Raw genomic sequence first — 19,266 nt, forward strand, 5'->3', positions numbered from 1 at the left:
CATTAGTTCGATGTTGCTAAAGTTGGAGCTGGAGAATAAGCCAAATTTGGGGAGAGCAGGCGCTCAGCTTGCTGAAGCGTGATTCCTTTTCGCTCTGCGTAGCTTTCGACTTGATCCACTCCGATTTTCCCTAAGCCAAAATATTTACTTTCCGGATTGCCAAAATAGAACCCAGAAACCGAGCTCGTTGGATACATCGCAAAACTAGAAGTCAGCGTGATTCCGACAGATTTTTCCAAGTCAAGCAAGCGGTCGATCGTCATCTTCTCAGAGTGCTCCGGACAAGCCGGATAGCCTGGCGCAGGACGAATTCCCGGATATTCCTCGCGGATCAAAGAGTCATTGTCCAGACTTTCCTCCGTCGAATAACCCCAATAGTTCTTTCGGACTTCCTCATGGATATATTCCGCTGCAGCTTCGGCCAATCGATCAGCCAATGCCTTGAACATGATGTCGTTGTAGTCGTCACCGGCAGCCTGGAACTCCGCCAACTTGGTCTCCATTCCCAACCCCGAAGTCACGGCAAAGCAACCCATGTAGTCGGTTTTATCCGGATGTAGATAATCAGCCAGTGAGCGGTTTGGCACGCCCTTTCCTTTTTTGCCCTGCTGGCGCAAAAAGTGGAAGGATGCGATTTGCTCCCCGTTTGGCGCAAAGACCGCGGCGTCGTCGTCCGTTCTCTGCACAGGATATAGGCCAAAAACGGCATTTGCAGAAAGCCATTTTTCCGAAATCATGCGATCCAGCATCTCCTGTGCATCTGCAAAAAGCTTTTTCGCTTCATGGCCAACTGTCGGATCTTCGAGGATTTTTGGATATTTCCCACTCAGCATCCAAGTACTGAAGAAGGGAGTCCAGTCGATATACTTTCGCACGACAGTCAGATCCAGATCCTTCAAGACAGTCTTTCCGAGCGCTTTTGGTATCACGGGTTCATAAGAACTCCAGTCAATCTCCACCGGATTGGCCTTCGCCTCCTCGTAGCTGACCAGTTGCTTCAACGACTGCTTCGCCTCGTGCTCTACGCGTAATTGACGGTAAGTTTCCTTCAGTTGAAGCCGATAGCTTTCTTTGGTTTCCTCAGAGATTGCTTCGCCCGCTATCGGAACCGACTTACTCGCGTCCGTCACATGTACGACCGTGCCGGAGTACACCGGATCAATCTTCACGGCAGTGTGAATTCGCGAGGTGGTAGCGCCACCGATCAGCAAAGGGATCTTGATGCCCTGTCGCTCCATCTCGGAAGCGACGTTGACCATTTCGTCCAGAGACGGCGTGATCAAGCCACTCAGCCCGATGATGTCCACGTTATTTTTGACAGCTTCGTCGATGATCTTTTGAGCATCCACCATCACTCCCAGATCGATGATCAGGTAGCTGTTGCAAGCCAAAACAACCCCGACAATGTTTTTTCCAATGTCGTGTACGTCTCCTTTCACAGTCGCAAGGAGGATTTTCTTCAAGGTCGTCACCTGCCCTTCTTCTGGTAAAGGCATAAATGGCTCCAGATAGGCCACCGCTTTTTTCATTACGCGGGCGGATTTCACGACCTGCGGAAGAAACATTTTCCCTTCTCCAAACAGGTCTCCCACCACGTTCATCCCGTCCATCAGCGGGCCTTCGATCACCTTCAGCGGATTGCTGAGTTCGAGGCGAGCGGCTTCGGTGTCTTCGACAATGAAGTCCAGGATCCCCTTGACCAAGGCATGCTCGATCCGCTTGGCTACAGGATCTGTTCTCCACGCTTCGTTGACCACTTCCTTCTTTCCGGCGGCTTTTACCGTTTCTGCAAAATCCAACAGTCGCTCCGTGGCGTCATCTCGCCGATCAAAAAGCACATCTTCGACTCGCTCCAGGAGATCCTTTGGAATGTCATCGTACACTTCCAACATCGTGGGGTTAACGATGCCCATGTCCATGCCGTGATGGATGGCATGGTAAAGGAACGCCGCATGCATGGCCTCTCTCATTCGATCATTTCCACGAAATGAAAAGGACATATTGCTGACTCCCCCACTGACTTTCGCTCCGGGAAGGTTCTCTTTGATCCACTTGGTACCGTTGAAAAAGTCCAGCGCATTCTTGCGGTGCTCTTCCATACCGGTTGCAACCGGGAAGATATTCGGGTCGAAGATGATGTCTTGGGGATTGAATTTGACCTGATCGACGAGGATTCGATAGCTTCGTTCGCAGATCTCCACTCTCCGATCATAGGTATCGGCCTGTCCTTTTTCGTCAAACGCCATCACGACGACCGCCGCTCCGAATTTCTTGACGGTTTTGGCTTGCTGGATAAATTCCGCTTCGCCGTTTTTGAGAGAAATCGAGTTCACGATTCCCTTCCCCTGCACACACTTCAAACCTGCCAGGATAATGCTCCACTTGGAGCTGTCGATCATGATCGGGATTCGGCTGATTTCCGGTTCGGACGCGATAAGATTCAAGAACTTGACCATCGCAAACTCTCCATCCAGCATTCCTTCGTCCATGCACACATCCAACACCTGCGCACCACCACGCACCTGATCCAGGGCGATTTCGAGGGCGTCATCGTATTGACCGTTGAGAATCAAACGGGCAAATTTCTTCGAACCCGTGATGTTGGTCCGCTCTCCGATGTTGACAAAATTGATATTGGGGGTGAAAATCAAAGGCTCTAAGCCCGAGAGTTTCATGTAGTTTTTAAACATTGCTTTCCTCCTCCTCAGTTACTTCCTCGATTACTCTTGGCTTATATTCAGCGGCCATCTTGGCCAATGCCGAAATGTGATCCGGCGTGGTACCACAGCATCCGCCGAGGATATTCAGCATTCCTTCTTTCAAAAAGTCCCTCACCTGATCCGCCATTTCGTTGGCTCCCTGATCATACAGTCCAAATTCGTTTGGCAGGCCTGCATTTGGGTAAGCTGAAACATAGAAAGGCGCATTTTGGGCAAGCACCTTCAGATAAGGCCGAAGTTCTTTGGCCCCCAAAGCGCAGTTTAATCCCACGGAAAGCAAAGGAACATGCGAGACAGAGATCAGAAACGCCTCGGTCGTCTGACCGGACAGCGTGCGGCCTGAAGCATCCGTAATCGTACCGGAAATCATGATCGGAATCCCGCCATCTTTTGGGTCAAGCGGAATGTTTCTTTCCTCGTACACATCCTGAATCGCGTACAATGCGGCTTTGGCATTCAACGTATCGAAGATAGTCTCCACCAGGATGATGTCCGATCCACCGTCGAGCAAGCCTCTCACCTGCTCAGCGTAGGCCTCGGCCAGCTGGTCAAAAGTAATCGCGCGATAGCCGGGGTCGTTGACATCCGGAGAAAGTGAGGCCGTTCTGTTTGTTGGCCCTACAGCGCCTGCCACGAAGCGGGGTTTATGGGGTTCCTTGGCAGTGAATTCGACAGCAATCTCACGGGCGATCTTCGTTGACTCAAAATTTATAGCGTATGCCAAATGGGAAAGCTCATAGTCCGCCTGCGCGATTGTCGTACCGGAAAAGGTATTGGTTTCGATAATATCGGCACCAGCTTCCAGGTATTCCTTATGAATCTGACGGATGATATCCGGCCGACTCAGCGAAAGCAGGTCATTGTTGCCTTTGAGTGATTTGGGATGACTCTTAAGCTCCGGGGTACGAAAGTCCTCTTCAGTCAGGGTATATCTTTGGATCATGGTCCCCATGGCTCCGTCTAGGATCAAAATCCGGTTCTGAATTGCCTGGAGCAGGGTTTCCGTTCTGTTTTGCATCGTGATGTAGTTAATTCAAAAAAGCCAATCGAGCAAAACACGGAGAAAAGTACAGGTACTTGTCCGCTCATCTGTTTCCGGCATCTCCGGAATTGGGAGTTAGCACCTTGGTTACAGGTTGCTAAGACGTCGCAGGGCCCTTCCCTCGGTCTTTCTCGATAAGCTTAGCAAAGGTAACAGCATTTCGCTAAAAATGATGTAGGTATAATTCAATTCCTTGTTTTTTGACAGCAGAATTATTCAAATTCAGGAAATCAGGGACGAACGCCCACGCTAAAACCAATCATCGGCGCCGACAGAAACTCCGCCATACCAAGGTCTCCGAGGCGGTAATTCCCCAAGGCAAGTTCATACCCCGCTGAAGCACTTACTACCAAGTCAAAAAGCTTCCTGTTAGTCATCGGAATTCCATATTCAACCATGATCTCTGGCTTAGCCATCATTCCCGAGCTTTTCAGATATCCATCAAAATAGCGCTGTTCAAAAAGCTCCGGAAAATTCGGCTTTTCGTTCTGACTCAGGGTGTATCGGATGTTGCCATACCCAATTCCTCCCATCGCTCCGACTGCGAAGTTTTTGAACTGAAAAAACTTCATCCCGCCGTTGGCATAGACCCTAAGGCTGTTTAGAGATTGGTTTTGATAATTGCTCGCAGGGCCTTCCATGGCGGAATTGAACACGTCGACTCCGTACAACAGCCCTTCGGTCTCACCCAACACTCTCAAACCCCAGTTGGAAGGAGTTCCCGGCAAGGGCTGATAGCCCTGCTTCATCAATTCGTTGTTGAATTTCTCGGGCTTGGTGAAATGAAAGCCTTTGAAAAACGACACGCCGATCGAGGCATCTTTGTAGAAGAAATTCCTGTCCGGAAGCGAAATCCCCGCTCCGACCCGGACAAATGCGCCCGATTGGGTATTGTCAAACGAATAGCCGTTCATCTCCCATTTTCCTTCAAAAGGGCTAAAAGAGTAGCCAACCTTTGCCAAAACCTGAACGGCTTCTTTTCTCCCAGGCAGATCGAAATCATAGCTGAGCTGAAAGCCGATTTCGGTCAGAAAGTCCCCAAAATACTGGGTTCCTTTTTGGATATTGTTTTCCCTTAAGATGAATCCCTCCTGAGGTTTTTGAAGAAAATCAGCCAGGTTGGAATTTCCTTGAGCAGGCAGCATCTCGAAGTTCAAGTACCCGACGCCGATCGACATGTAGTGAATCAGCTGGAATCTCCCCTCTTCGGTCAACGAATACCCGACGTTTACAAGCGCTCTGGAAGTACGATACCGAATCTCAAACTCATCCAATTCGCTGACTTTACTTTGATGCTGCGAAAGCTCAAGACCCAAAATAAAGTCATTGATTCTGGCCTGATAACCAAGGCCGTAGGTTCGATATCTGTTCCGCAGAGGTGACAATCCCCGATCTGCCAGCATTTCATTAAACTCCCTAAGTTTGGCGCCCGAGACTCCCGTAAAGGCATAAAATGACGAACGCTTGTTGACCAGTTTTTGTGCCTGCAGGAAATTCGGAAGAGATAAAAGAAAAAGGAAAAGCAAAAACCTTCGTAGAAGAGTCATGAAATCAGGTTTGTGAAGAGGCTGATAAGTTTAGCTGCCTCTAGGCAAAATTAGTGCTAAACGCCCACTCAATCCCGATCTTTTGGGTTGAGATGCTTTAAAATTTTATCAAAAAGTAGCTCGGGGGTGAATGGCTTCGGCACAAAATCGTCCATTCCGCTGGCTTTCATCTCCTCTTTGACTTCATGCAAAGAAGCCGCGGTCAGCGCCAAAATCGGAATATTCTGCTTTTTGGGATCCGCATGACTGCGAATCGCAGTAGCCACCGCAAATCCATCCAGCTCGGGCATCTGGAGATCCAGCAGCACCAGGTCAAAAGTCCCCAAATTAAATTGATCCAGCGCCTCCCGCCCGTCCGAGGCGATGATCAGATTTTTGACATTCCACTTGGTGAGGAATTTTCGGATCAAAATCTGATTGACCACGTTGTCTTCCGCCACCAAGATGGATGCATGTTCAAGAGATCTTTGATGGGAAATGAGCGCCGCCCGCTCTGCCTCCAGCTTTCGCAAATCGATAAATTCGAACGGAATGGTAAATTCAAAGAGGCTTCCTCCGCCCTTGCGCGGTTGCACCTCGATATCTCCGCCAAAAAGCTCCACCAAGCGCTTGACGATCGCCAAGCCCAGGCCGGTGCCCCCATATTTTCGGCTGGTGGATGAAGATGCCTGCGTAAAAGCTTCGAAGATCGCTTTTCGCTTTCCTTCCGGAATCCCGATACCGGTATCTTCGAAAACAAAACGGATGTCGGTCTGATTGTCCTGCGAAAACTCCCTTGAGATCGAGATCCTCACAAAGCCTTTGTCTGTAAACTTGATGGCATTAGACACCAGATTATTGACAATCTGACCAATCCGAAGCGAATCCCCTATCAGAGTCTGTGGGATGGCCTCGTCGATTTCACAGGTGACTTTGAGCGATTTTTCATTGGCCTGATAGCTGTGGGCGTGCACGATCCTGTGGACGACATTTCTCAGATCAAAGGGAGCCTGCTCCAATTCGACTTTTCCAGAATCGATCTTGTTGTAATCGAGAATGTCATTGATCAAGGCCATCAGGTTTTCGGCCGAAAACTGGAGGGTTTTGAGGTTTTCCAGCTGGTCGGGCCGCGGGCTTTCCTCCATGAGGAAATGTGCCAGACCAATCACGGCATTCATCGGCGTTCTTATCTCGTGGCTCATCACGGAGAGAAACTGTGACTTGATCTGGGATGCCTGCTCTGCTTTTTCTTTTGCAAGCAAGAGTTCGCGCTGCGTTTCTTTGAGCTTGGTAATGTCCCGTGCTACTCCGGTGTAGTAGCGATGGATTCCGTTTTTGTCTTCGATCAGCTTCCCATTGGAATTAAAGACTCGATACTCGCCATTTTTGTGCCGGAGTCGAAACTCCAAGAACTGATTATGTGCCAAAAAGTCTTTGGTCTCGTCGAGCAAAACCTGAAAGATGCCCAAATCATCCGGATTCAAGAAGTCGAAAATGCTGCGTCCGATGACCTCCACTGAGTCATATCCCAGGAATTGGTTCACATTGGGCGAGACATAATGGAGCAGAAACGTCTCCGTCAGGGAAAAAATGATCTCGGTAGATTCCTCCACCAGTCTGCGGTATTTCTCTTCAGACTGCTGCAAGTCAAGCTTCGTCTGAAATTCGTCATGTACGTCCCTGACTATACTGAGGGCATATTTGGCCTCACCTCCGATGACAATCGGCCGGATCGTGCGATGGTAGTGACGTCCCTTCAGGACAAATTCCGTCTCCACGATCTCCAATTCCTGAAAAACAGTATCCAGTATTTTACTGATCTCTTTATAGGGGGTGAGCTGCATTTCCTCCAGCTTTTTCCCCTCAAAATCTTCCCGGGTCAGTCCCCATTTCTCAAAATTAGTCCCCTCGGCAACGATGTACGTTCGATCCGAGTCAATGAGGAAAATATTCGCATCAGGGATATTGGCTGCCAACACCCGATATTGACTGTCCCGCTGACTTTGGATGGCTTCGAGATTCTTTCTGTCCGAGATGTCCTGAAAAAGTCCCTCATGCAGGATGATCTTGCCCGAATCGGCGACCACGTCGCGAGTCCGGTCTTCTACCCATATGAATTCCCCAGATGTATTTTTGATCCGATATTCTCCGGAAAAAGACGGGACACCCTCCGCTCCTTTTGCCATGGTAGATTTAGCGCGGATTCGCTCCGCATCCTCAGGATGCAGCAAATCCAAAAACGAAACCTGATTAGCAGTCAAATGCGCTGCGTCATATCCGAATCTCTTGATATTCTCGGAGATGAAATGGATCTTATAAGACTCCTCGGGGTCAACTCTGAAAAGCACCGCAGGGCTGTTTTCTACGATTATGTGGGCGTTTTTTGCAATCTGTTCTGCCTTATATTTTTCTTCCAGCCCTCTTAATATCACAGAGTACCCCACCTTCTCTTTCCCTTCTGCGTGGATCGCCTGGATCGAAACTTCAAACGGAGCACTTCCTTTTGATTGGGTCTCAAGCTGACGTTCGGACTTCCAGACCTCCCCGACTTTTAGGTTAGAAGAGATCTGGGCGAGACTCTCCCCTTTGTCCCACTCGATCTGCACCAATTCGGTGAAATGTCCCTCAAAGTCTCTGGTCAGATCGATACAACAGAGCTGTGCAGCCGCGTCGTTTTGATAAATAACTTCAAACTCCAAATTCGTCACCAAAATCGGATCGCTCACTTGCGCCAAAATCTGAGACTGCAACCTGAGATAGCTGTCAGAGGCACGCTTGTGGGATATGTCCGTACAAAATCCATATACCTCAAGCCCCTGGGTCAGAAATTCCCGCTTGCCTTCAATTTCATAGCTGACAAATCTGATCTTACCGTTTTTGTCCGTCAGTGTAAACTCCCCCGAGGTCCGGATCAATTTATTGATCGAACGCTTGAGATCCCGGATGAATCCAGGGCGGGAGGCTTTGTCGATCTTATATATCAAAACGGAAAAGTCCTGGGTCACGGGTTTGGACCCCAAGTCAAACAGACTTGCCAGTCCGCTCGAAAAAAAGAAGCGCTTTTTGGGCACGCTAAGCCTCCAGGATCCCGACTTGGAAAGCAATTCGGTGTAGGCCAGTAGGTTTTCGTTCCGCTCTATCTTCTGCGTCATCTGGCTACCCAGATAAGCCCCTGCCAGCACGTCTCCCAGTTGCCTCAGCACTTGAATCTCTTTTTCCACAAACGGAAAATCGAGTTTCTCAGACTCAAATCTCACCAAGCCAAGCAGTCTATTTCCGGAAATCATCGGGACGAGAATCCTGGAGTTGCTTAGATCCCGGATAGCGTGTTGCTCCGGCAGTTCGGTGGCAATCAGCCTCACTTTTCCTTTCTCCAAAAAGGCCTGATTTTCAAAAATCAGGTTAAGCTCCGCTTTGGAAAGCTCAAAATTCCGGTATCCTTCTTTGCCAAGGGACCAGGAAGTCAGCACTTCCAGCTGCTCGGACTCCCTGTTGAACACCAAAATCTCTGCATTTCTAGCCTGCAAAAACTCCCCAAACACCGAAATCGCCGAAAAATACTCCGCTCCAAGTTCTAACAAACTTCCATTGATCAACCGGGAAGAAATCTGTATGATCAGATTCTCGATCTCATAGCGCTTTTGGAGTGACTGCTTGGTCTGTACATATTCGGTGACATCGCGAGAGCTAAACATAATCCCCTGAATCTCCGGATGACCCAGAAGATTTTTGGCAAAACTCTCCAGGTAGATGCGCTTGCCATTCCCGAGTTTCACCCAGAAATCAATCGCGACTTCTTCATTTGAGTCCAGAACATCCGCGAAATTCCCCTTGACGATTTCTATAATTCCAAGCGAGGAAAATTCCCTGAAATTCTTCCCTATGATAGACGAAGGCGGATAACCCAGCTTTTCAGTAATCGAATCGCTGATAAACTTGTAATTCCCCTCCCTGTCCAAGATGGCAATCAGGTCGTGACTGTTATTGAGAATACTCTGCATGAAGCTGAGCTCATCCGTGCTTAGATCGTCCTCTTTCAGGACCGCGTCTGCCTGCTCCACTCCGCGGGCCCTTATCCGAGTACCTTTGGCAATCAGAAACCGTATATTGTAGCTGGACGGTAATTGAATGAAGAACCAATCAAAACGGACTTTGTGTCCGTCAGCTAAATAATGTGTTTTCGAAAATTTGCTTTTTGGCAAAGTCCCAGTTTGGAAATAGAGCTCCAACTCCTGGACTAATTCGGCATTGTCAAAGAAAAGCCTCCAATCATCCGCCACGGGGTAGAGATTTTCCTGAAAGAATCTGTTAAAAAAAACAATCTCCTCCCCATCCATCAGAAACATGGGTTCCTTTATCTCATTCAGAAAATCAGAAATATCAAACTGCTGGAATTGGCTCATGAATCAGCGGAAAGGATTTTTGGGAAACGAGATCGAATTCCCCAAAAGAAGAAGGTAATATTTGCAAAGAAAACGTTAAAGACAAACGAAGAACTTCAAAATTATCGAGCTTAGTCCGTTATTTTCACTTCTCCATATTTCGCAAAACCAGAATTTCAGATTTCCGGTCTCAACTTTCTCATCAAATTGACGTCTCAACACATAAATTACATTTAAATCTTATCTAACTCCCTTTCTATGATCATTTCCACGACTCCCTCTCTCGAAGGCTATCAGGTAGATCAGTACCTAGGTATTGTTTCCGGCGAGACCATTATCGGCGCCAACGTTTTCAAAGATTTTTTTGCCAGCATCACCGATATTGTCGGTGGGCGCTCCTCGGCCTACGAGCAGGTTTTGAGAGAGGCAAAAGCCACCGCAATGTCAGAGATGGAAGTGCAGGCCAGACATTTTGGCGCGAATGCCGTGATCGGCATCGACCTCGACTATGAGACGATCCGCGACGGAATGCTGATGGTGACCGTGAGCGGCACGGCCGTGAAAGTCACCAAACTCTAATTCATCAAAAAGGCCTGAAATGATTCAGGCCTTTTTGATTTGCTCCATCACCGACTTCAAATCTGCTTTTTTACAAAAATGATTGTCCACGATCACCATCGGGGCAGTCTTGCACATGTCCATACATTTGGTCTGGAAAAACTTGCAATGCCCTTTGAGAGTACCGGCAGTCGCTGCCTCCTTGAGCTCCTTTCGGATTTTTTTTGAACCGGCTTTTTTGCAATCCGATCCGCTGCAGATGAACACCAACCGTCTGTTAAACTTCATGTGTTTGTAGTTGATTTTGTGGTAAGATCGCCTGCATCACATTGCTGAAATAGACTGCATGATCAATCCACTAATATACGCACCGTAAGTACCTAAAGCATACCCCAACACCGCCAATAGTACTCCGACAGAAGCAAGCGACGGATCAAATGCCGAGGCAACAATAGGTGCCGAAGCCGCTCCACCCACATTAGCCTGAGACCCGACCGCCACATAAAAGAACGGAGCTTTGATGATCCAGGCTACCAAAATCATCGTGAGCGCGTGGAAAATAATCCAGATGAGTCCTACCAAAAACAGAATTGGGCTGTCCAATACCGCCCCCAGATCCATCTGCATACCGATCGTCGCTACCAAGACATACAGCAAGACACTTCCCATGCGGGAAGCTCCGGCACCTTCAAGTTTACGCGCTTTGGTAAAGGAAAGCAAAAGTCCAAGCGTCGTGGCGATAACCACAATCCAGAAAAACGCTGAATTCAGCGAGTATTGATTGAGCTCGGGATAATTAGCCTCAAACCAGGGAGCCAAAAAGTCAGCGCATAAATGAGAAACGCCAGTGACACCAAATCCAAAACCCAGGATCAGCATCGTGTCTCCCAAGCTGGGGATTTTCATGATCCCTTCGCGGTACTTAGCGATTCGGTCTCTCAGTTCATAGATCGCCGTGGAGTCAGCTTTGAGCAGTTTGTCAATCTTCTCCGGCTTAGCTGCCCAATACAGCAAAACAGCCATCCAGAGATTTGCAACCAAGACATCTACTGCGATCATCTGCCCAAACAACGTAGGGCTCGCTCCGAAGACCTCCAGCATTGCTGTCTGGTTAGCTCCGCCACCTATCCAACTCCCGGCAATCGTCGACAGTCCCCGCCAGATCTCGTCCGAGCCCGTGCCGGAGTAGATCTCAGGATAGAAAAATCCCACCGTGATCAGCGCCACAGGTCCGCCAAGCATGATTCCGACCGTACCTGCCAAAAACATCGTCAAAGCTTTTGGGCCCAGTTTCAGGATCCCCTTCAAGTCAATGCTGATCGTGAATAGCACCAAAGACGCGGGTAGCAGATAGCGGGATGCAACTTTATATAAGCCAGATGATTCTCCCGATATCAATCCCAGCGAATTGAAAACCGCCGGGATAAAATAGCAAAGCAAAACGGTAGGAACATAGGTATAGAACCTGACCCAGAATGGCCTTTTGCTGGCAGAGGTAGCGAACACAAACGCTAGAGTTGCCATCAGCAGACCAAAGACTACGGCATCGTTGCTGATGATCGGGGCATTTTCTTCCATGGGAATGTCGTGGGATTGTAGTGCAACAATACCAACAAAAGAGCAAACAGACCAACTTTAGCCTTCCTGATGCTCCAGAACTTGGATCAGCTCGTTCAAAATCATTGCTGTAGCTCCCCAGACCACTTCTCCGTCGATTTCAAAATAGGGTGTGTCCAGTCGGATATTTTCACCGAGCTCAAGTACCGTCTGCTTACGTATCTCTGGACTTAGCAAAAAATCAAGATCGGTCTCCACAATCCTCGACACTTCATTCTCATCTGGAATGAATTCAGGAATGCCCTCCAAAAACCCGACCACGGGACTGACCAGGAAATTGCTGGTGGGAATATAAAGATCGGTCAGCTTGCCAAGCAAGCGAACTTCATGTCGATCAATACCGACTTCCTCCTCAGCCTCCCGCAGCGCTGTTTGGATGACATTTTCATCTGTCTTTTCCATTTTTCCGCCGGGAAAAGCCATCTGTCCGCTGTGAAATCCGAGGTATACCGGTCTTTTGATCAAAGGAAAAAAGGTGCTTTTTCCGTCAGTGTACAAGAGGATCAGGACACCGCTATTTCTGACATTCGCTGGCAAAATGGGCTCAAATCTCCGTTGATCGACGGGCTGAGGGGACATCTTCAGATGGGCAACTTTACCGGGAAGGGGCGCTTTGAGCCTTCTTTCAAGAAGTCCAATCAGTTGATCAAACTCCATCAGATCCCAGATCCACCGACTTCAGTTTCTGATCGAGATAGGATTCTTGAGCGTAGTCCTTCACCACCTGATTCATCTTAAATTGGCTAAACCGGTGACTGGTCAGATCAATAATCCACGCCATCGGCCTAAACCCCGCGTCCTCTTGAAAATATCCCAAAACCAGAAATTCGCTGGCGTTCAGCCACAAACCCTCTTCAAACATCCCCGAAGGTCCCATGAAAAGCAGGCGCTCCTTCATCCCGTCAGCCCGATACCAGATCACCTCTGAGTCCGGGTTCAAAAACGGCTGATCCAAACCTTCCTGTGCTTCCACCTTGTAGGAAAATATGTCCATTGTTCCATTCCCCTCAGGATGCGGAAACTGATAGGGGAAAAGCGGATCGCTCTCCAAGATGGGATTCCTCTCCGGCATCTCCATTGCGTCGATCGAATCCGTCGTCACGAATTCAAAGTTCTCGGCATCAAATCTCCCGATTTGACTTTCCCAGTGTTTTTGCCAAGCTGATTTTTGCGCCAAACCAATGTTGATCTCGTTGCGCATTTCTTCCAGCAATTCGCCATTTGCCTCCAAGTCAGCGACAGCTTCATTTTTCACAGAATCCGAAGATTCGCAGGCTGTTAATACAACCGACAACATAATCCAAATCCTGTAATAAGGTAGCTTCAATGCGCTCATAGGGGAAAATTGAAAGATGAAGCTAAGAGAAGTGCGCGAAAAATCAAATCAAGGAGCCCCTGACAAATTGAAGATAATTTTTGCGGGACCACCGTCGGGCCAAAAGTAATTGAGAGATTGCCGCCGCCTAAAAAACAAAAAAGGCCTGGATATCATCCGGGCCTTTTCCTGCTCTCAAACCTATTAAACCTATTGTAGATATTCAATTCATGAATACAGCCGAAAAGTAGAAAATGTTTTCATATCCTCCAAACAATCGATTGCGAAAAAGTTTCAAAATTTTATTCGGCCCGAAATTCACTCTCCTAAATCACAGAAAATCAGCGCTTTTTTAAAAAAAAGCAATTCGGAATTGCTCAAAAAAGCTAATTTTTCACCGCCGCTACAGAATATTCTATGCCACAAAGAGCCCAGCCACTCGCCAACAGGATTTTTGAAGGATTTCTCACCTACACCGAAACCTTCAAAACTTACACCCGGCTTGCACCGATTTACTTTGCGCAGCGCAACTGGCAGGCAACCCAACTCAATCACCGCCAGCGTCTGAGACTTTACAAAGACCTTCTATTCCAGCTGGTGAAGGTCTTTCAGCAGATTCTTGGCGCCGATTCCGGCAATTCGGCTATCTGGACCGCCATACGGGACGAGTACCAACAGCTCATCGGTGACCGCCCAGATGTCGAGCTGGCGGAGACTTTTTTCAACTCCGTTTTTAGAAAAACCTTCCCAAACAATCCACTCGACGAGGAGCTGATGTTTGTCATGGAGGGATACAGGTCTTGTGAAATCCGCGAAAACTCCGAGCTGCTGCACACCTATCCTGCTGAAATGGGACTGGAACAGATCATCCGACAAATCCTCGATGATTTTGATTTTGGCGTGCCGTTTATGGATCGGGAAAAAGACGCTGAATTCTTGGTCAAAGGTGTCAAAAAGGTGATTTTGACCCGATATCAAGTCGAAGTTGGCACCAAAACCCAACTGCTGAAGCCGGTCTTTTACCGAAACAAGGCCGCCTATCTGATAGGCAGAACCTTTGTCGGCAAGAAGTGGATGCCATTTATCATCCCGTTTATGCACGGTCCAAAGGGCGTCTATGTCGACACTTTGATATTTGATCCAAACCTGATGAGTCACCTGTTCAGCTTCACCCGGTCCTATTTCATGGTGGAAGCGGAGGTTCCGTCGCAGATTATCGGATTTCTGAGTTCGGTCATTCCGCACAAGAAAATCCACGAACTCTACAATGCCATCGGATTCAACAAACATGGCAAGACGCTGTTCTACCGGGAGTTTCTTCATCATCTGGACACAAGCTCGGATGGATTTGTGATCGCTCCGGGGATCAAAGGGATGGTGATGACGGTCTTTGCCCTGCCCTCCCTCAATATTGTGTTCAAGCTGATCAAAGACCATTTTGAGCCACCAAAAAACATGACCCGACAGGAGGTCAGGGAGAAATATAAGCTAGTATCCCTGCACGATCGCGTGGGAAGAATGGCCGACACACACGAGTTTGAATATTTCAAGATTCCGCTGGATCGGGTCAGCGAGGACCTGATGAAGGAATTACGTAACACGACAAACTCGCTTCTCCAGATCAAAGAAAATTTCTTGATAATCAAGCATCTATACACCGAGCGAAAGATGGTTCCGCTCAATATCTTTCTCGAAACTTGCTCGAAAGAGGAAGGACTTCGTGCCGTGGAAGATTATGGACGGGCGATTCTCCAGCTTGCCCAGGCCAACATCTTTCCGGGAGATATGATGACGAAAAACTTTGGCCTGACCCGGCAGAAAAGAGTCATTTTCTACGACTACGACGAAATCGAGTTTTTGGAGCAAATGAACTTCCGAAAAAAGCCTAAAGCGGAAACTTACGAGCAGATCTATGCCTCGGAGCCTTGGTACGACATTCACAAAAACGACGTCTTTCCGGAGGATTTTCGGCGCTGGATGATCGGAAGAGCGGATCTTAAGCCGCATTTCCTCGAGTATCATCAGGACCTCTTCGACCCCGAATACTGGAATTCTTTGAAGCGGCGAATCCAAAACGGAGAGTTGATTCATGCATTTCCCTACCCCGATGAGATCCGATTCAGGCCGGGCGAGCCAGTCTGAGTTTAAGCTTGTTTCTTTTTAACCTGACAAAACTTAATTTTGAATCCCCGGGTTACCCTACCACTCACCCCCAACCCATGATTACAGAAGTACAAACGGTCGTGCAAACTCCCACCTGGACAAAAAAGATCGTCCTGCAGACGTCGGAAGACGACGACCGGCAAGTTTACATCTCCGGCAATTTCAACAACTGGACGACGCAGGATTTTCGGTTCAAGATGGAAAAGATCGAACCCGGAAAATACGAGTTCAACTTCCCCGAAGGTCCGGAATTTAAAGGCGAACTAATTTACAAATTCACCAAAGGCGACTGGTCTGAGGTGGAGATAGACCGGAGCGGAAACCGCACACCCAATCGCCACTGGCACGACGACAAGCCAGTCAAGACCGAAAAAGTCGCCAAATGGCGTAAAAATTGGCTTCCCTATCGTCCTTCCCAACTTCCTCTGATCAGATTGATCTCTGAGGAATTTGAAATTCCCCAGCTGAATACCACCCGAAAAATCTGGGCGTTGCTGCCTCACGATTACGATAGCAGCGAGGACAGCTATCCGGTGCTTTATCTTCAGGACGCCCAGAATCTTTTCCACGAAAATGCAGAATTTGGCAACTGGCAGATAGACAAAAAGCTGGCTGTCATGTCAGACTATGGGATTGGCAAGATCATCATCATAGCCGTAGAGCACGGCGAGGACGAGCGCCTGAAGGAGTACAATGTCGGCAACACGCTGTTGGGTCACGGACTCGGCAAGCAATACATCCGGTTCATCACCGAGACGCTGAAGCCGTATGTGGACCGTACTTTCCGAACGGAAGCCGGCCGCGAATCGACCGGTATCGGCGGCAGCTCCATGGGCGGGCTGGTCAGCATCTATTCAGGTATCATCTACCCGGAGGTCTTTGGAAAGCTGATGATCTTCTCCCCTTCTCTCTGGATTACTCCGAAAGTCAAATTGAGCTTTCTCGACCTATTTGAGCCTCAGGATACCAGGATGTACCTGTATGGTGGCGGAAACGAAAGCGAAACCATGGTGGCCCACCTTACAAAATTTCACAAGCGCTTACGCAAGCGCAAGAGTCTAAAAGGCAAGATGAAGGTACGCCTGTCGATCAACGAGCAGGGCAAGCACAACGAGGCCTATTGGAGTGACGAGTTTCCCAAAGCCATTGAATGGCTCTTTTTCAGTGATAAACCGGAGTAAAATCCCAAACCTTATTTTATGCAATTCAAGATCAATCCAAAAAACCCTTCGAGCGCTGCGCTGAGGGTTGTTCCTATTTTTGAAAGTGAAACCGGGAAACTTCAGACCGAAAACCTGGGCTTTTCTCCGCCGTCCTCCTTTCTTTTCTCTGGCAAAAAAGACAGCTCTTACAGCTTTGAATCCGGGGATCAGCTGGTCCTGCTCATTGGATTGGGAAAGGAACCGGATTACAAAACCATTGAAACTTCCTACAGAAGGATTCTATCCAAAAGTTCATCCTTGGTGGAAAAGGAAGTGTTTCTGGATTTTCCCGACACCTTCACCGCCGAGCAGACGGAAGCGGCCTTGGTCGGATTTCGGCTCGGAAGCTATTCGATTGGTTTTTATAAAAAAGAGAAGCCAAAAGACTTTCATAAGTTGAAAGTCGAGGTTGGTTCAAGTCTGGACAAAGCAAAATCTCTGGCTGAGCGGGCTGAAAAAATCGCAGACGCCAAGATCGAAGCTTTCAAGTTGGTCGATCTTCCTCCAAACAAGATCACTCCCGAATATCTGGCCGACTGGGCAAAAGATCTGGGCAAAAAATCAAAGCTTGACATAAAAGTCCTGGATGCAAAAAAAGCCAAATCAGAAGGACTGGAGGCATTTTTAGCCGTAGGAAGAGGTTCCGCGAAAGAGCCGAAATTCATCATCCTAGAGTATCGTCATCCCAAAGCCAAGTTGCACGTCGGTCTCGTAGGCAAAGGTGTGACCTTCGATACCGGCGGACTGAACGTGAAGACGCAAGGGATGCACCACATGAAGTCCGATATGGGCGGAGCTGCGGCCGTCTTGGCGACCACTCAGCTGATCAGCGATCTCGGGCTTCATGTCAATCTGACCGCGATCGTCCCTGCTGTGGAAAACGCAATCGACAAAGATGCTTATCTACCCTCCGAAGTTATTGGCAGCCACGCCGGGCTGAGCATAGAGGTCATCGATACCGATGCCGAGGGCAGGCTGATCTTGGCTGACGGGCTCTCCTATCTGATCAAAAACTATAAAACAGACCAAGTGATCGATCTTGCGACCCTGACAGGAAGCGCTATCGGGACATTCGGGTACGAGTGCGCTGCACTTTTCTCCAACGATGACACTCTGTCGCACGGACTGCAGCAGGCAGGTGAGATGATCGGGGAAAAATCCTGGCCCTTGCCGCTTTGGGATGAGTATGGCAAAGAGATGGATTCCGAAATCGCCGACATCAAGAATTATCACGGGAAGCCCTTTGCCGGAGCCATCACCGCTGCCAAGTTCCTTCAGGCGTTTACGCACGAGCATCCCGCTTGGGCGCATTTAGATATCGCAGGGGTAGCTTTTGGCGACACCGAGTTTGCAAAAACCAAGACAGGAACAGCCTACGGAGTCAGCCTTCTTCTGACTTACATCGAAAGTCAACTCTAAAAATATATCCGGCAAGCGTTCTCATTTGCCGGATTTTTTTTTCACATTATCAGACAAACTTCAGCCTATGTCTAGCTCCAAAACTTTTCTCTGCATCTCCAACTATTTTAAAGGAAACGCATTTTTAACTGCATTGAAAAAACAGGGCAACCGGGTTTTCTTAATCACCACCGAGCAGCTCCGTGACAAACCCTGGGCCTTTGAATACATCGACGAGGTTTTTTACATGCCGGGTCAGGACCTCGATTGGGACTTGGATGTGCTCTTGAAAGGTGTGGGAGGCTTGATGAAAGACCATAAAATCGAAGCAATCATTGCCTTGGATGATTACGATGTGGAAAAAGCTGCCTTTCTCCGGGAAAACCTGCGGATCCCCGGAATGGGCCAAACTACGGGTCGCTATTTCCGCGACAAGCTCGCCATGCGGATGCGCGCCAAAGACGCTGGAATTCTGGTTCCCGCCTTTTCGGCATTATTCAATAACGAGGAAATCAACCACTTCGCGGATACCGTAGCCGCTCCTTGGGTGCTGAAACCAAGATCGGAAGCTTCTGCGCACGGAATCATCAAAGTTCATAGCAAAGAAGACCTCTGGAAGCATATCGATGAGCTCGGTGAGAACAGGGTCTATTACCTCGTGGAGCAATTCAAACCTGGGGACGTCTACCACGCAGATGGACTTCAGCTGGATGGAAAAACCTTGTTTTTAACCGTTTCACGGTACTTGGCCACTCCGATGGAGATCTCTCAAGGAGGAGGGATCTTCCGATCTGCCAACATCAAGTACGGTTCGGAGGATGACAAAGCCATCAAAAAAGTAAACGCCGAAATCATGAAGGCCTTTGGGCTGAAGCATGGTGCCTCCCACACCGAATTCATCAAAAATCGGGAAGACGGTCAAATCTATTTTCTAGAAACCGCCTCGAGGGTTGGTGGAGCGCATCTGGCAGAGATGGTCGAAGCTGCCACCGATGTTAACCTTTGGGAAGAATGGGCAAAGGTCGAAGACGCTGTCGCAAAAGAGGAAAAATACGACTTGCCTAAAGTTGCGAAAAACTATGCCGGGATCGTCCTGACCCTTTCGAAATACGAGCATCCTGATCTCAGCAGTTTCGACGATCCCGAAGTCTGCTTCCGCGTCCCGCTCAACTACCACGCAGGGTTGATTGTAAAATCCACCAAACAGGAGCGGGTGATGCAATTACTCGACAACTACGCGGAGCGCTTTGTCAATGAGCTTTCTACTACCGCCGCCGCGCCGGAAGTGAAGAAGTTTCATTGAGTTATTTGGTCAATGGTCGACAGTCCTCACTCTACCGTGG

Annotated in this window: 13 protein-coding genes and 1 riboswitch; of the genes, 5 read left to right on the plus strand and 8 right to left on the minus strand. The window is 48.6% G+C overall.

Translation table 11 applies throughout. The features are described 5' to 3' along the window. Positions 1-2: 2 nt before the first annotated feature. The 4 genes from metH to G459_RS0125070 form a co-directional block, all read right to left on the minus strand. Positions 3-2,690 carry a methionine synthase gene (gene metH / locus G459_RS0125055; protein WP_026970030.1) on the minus strand — a complete coding sequence of 896 codons (2,688 nt, stop codon included), beginning with the start codon at positions 2,688-2,690 and terminating at the stop codon, positions 3-5. Continuing rightward, positions 2,683-3,738 carry a homocysteine S-methyltransferase family protein gene (locus G459_RS0125060; protein ID WP_026970031.1) on the minus strand — a complete coding sequence of 352 codons (1,056 nt, stop codon included), beginning with the start codon at positions 3,736-3,738 and terminating at the stop codon, positions 2,683-2,685. The genes metH and G459_RS0125060 overlap by 8 nt, the downstream gene beginning before the upstream one ends. A 64-nt stretch (positions 3,739-3,802) precedes the next feature. After that, positions 3,803-3,903, minus strand: a riboswitch (SAM riboswitch). A gap of 89 nt (positions 3,904-3,992) precedes the next feature. Further along, positions 3,993-5,309 carry a hypothetical protein gene (locus G459_RS0125065; protein WP_026970032.1) on the minus strand — a complete coding sequence of 439 codons (1,317 nt, stop codon included), beginning with the start codon at positions 5,307-5,309 and terminating at the stop codon, positions 3,993-3,995. Between the two features lie 68 nt (positions 5,310-5,377). Then, entirely contained in the window at positions 5,378-9,691 is a 4,314-nt protein-coding gene (locus G459_RS0125070) for a PAS domain S-box protein (RefSeq protein WP_026970033.1), read from the minus strand. Between the two features lie 237 nt (positions 9,692-9,928). Here G459_RS0125070 and G459_RS0125075 point away from each other — a divergent pair, with 237 nt between their 5' ends. Further along, positions 9,929-10,249 carry a YbjQ family protein gene (locus tag G459_RS0125075; RefSeq protein ID WP_026970034.1) on the plus strand — a complete coding sequence of 107 codons (321 nt, stop codon included), beginning with the start codon at positions 9,929-9,931 and terminating at the stop codon, positions 10,247-10,249. A gap of 24 nt (positions 10,250-10,273) precedes the next feature. On the opposite strand, the gene G459_RS0125080 is transcribed toward G459_RS0125075, so the two are convergent. From G459_RS0125080 to G459_RS28590, 4 genes are read right to left on the minus strand one after another with little or no spacing between them, the layout of a single operon-like run. Next, positions 10,274-10,516: a (2Fe-2S) ferredoxin domain-containing protein gene (locus tag G459_RS0125080; RefSeq protein ID WP_026970035.1), complete on the minus strand. Its 243-nt coding sequence runs from the start codon at positions 10,514-10,516 to the stop codon at positions 10,274-10,276. A gap of 36 nt (positions 10,517-10,552) precedes the next feature. Then, complete coding sequence (locus G459_RS0125085) at positions 10,553-11,806, minus strand: DUF819 family protein (protein ID WP_026970036.1); 1,254 nt, start codon at positions 11,804-11,806, stop codon at positions 10,553-10,555. A 57-nt stretch (positions 11,807-11,863) separates the two neighbouring features. After that, entirely contained in the window at positions 11,864-12,502 is a 639-nt protein-coding gene (locus G459_RS0125090) for an NUDIX hydrolase (protein ID WP_026970037.1), read from the minus strand. After that, a complete protein-coding gene (locus G459_RS28590) occupies positions 12,492-13,181 on the minus strand; it encodes a bifunctional isocitrate dehydrogenase kinase/phosphatase (RefSeq protein WP_157373455.1) in 690 nt (229 codons plus the stop codon). The genes G459_RS0125090 and G459_RS28590 overlap by 11 nt, the downstream gene beginning before the upstream one ends. Positions 13,182-13,577: 396 nt before the next feature. On the opposite strand from G459_RS28590, the gene aceK reads away from it, so the two are divergent. The 4 genes from aceK to G459_RS0125120 all read left to right on the plus strand — a co-directional run bounded on the left by aceK (position 13,578) and on the right by G459_RS0125120 (position 19,226). Further along, positions 13,578-15,302: a bifunctional isocitrate dehydrogenase kinase/phosphatase gene (gene aceK / locus G459_RS0125105; RefSeq protein ID WP_026970038.1), complete on the plus strand. Its 1,725-nt coding sequence runs from the start codon at positions 13,578-13,580 to the stop codon at positions 15,300-15,302. Positions 15,303-15,379: 77 nt separating this feature from the next. Beyond that, the gene (locus tag G459_RS0125110; protein ID WP_051315430.1) at positions 15,380-16,504 is read left to right on the plus strand and encodes an alpha/beta hydrolase; all 1,125 of its coding nucleotides are present in this window, start codon (positions 15,380-15,382) and stop codon (positions 16,502-16,504) included. Positions 16,505-16,522: 18 nt separating this feature from the next. Then, entirely contained in the window at positions 16,523-17,944 is a 1,422-nt protein-coding gene (locus G459_RS0125115; RefSeq protein ID WP_026970040.1) for a leucyl aminopeptidase family protein, read from the plus strand. A gap of 67 nt (positions 17,945-18,011) precedes the next feature. Beyond that, a complete protein-coding gene (locus G459_RS0125120) occupies positions 18,012-19,226 on the plus strand; it encodes an ATP-grasp domain-containing protein (protein ID WP_026970041.1) in 1,215 nt (404 codons plus the stop codon). Positions 19,227-19,266: the final 40 nt, after the last annotated feature.

The sequence above is a fragment of the Algoriphagus terrigena DSM 22685 genome (assembly GCF_000429445.1).
Taxonomy (GTDB): domain Bacteria; phylum Bacteroidota; class Bacteroidia; order Cytophagales; family Cyclobacteriaceae; genus Algoriphagus; species Algoriphagus terrigena.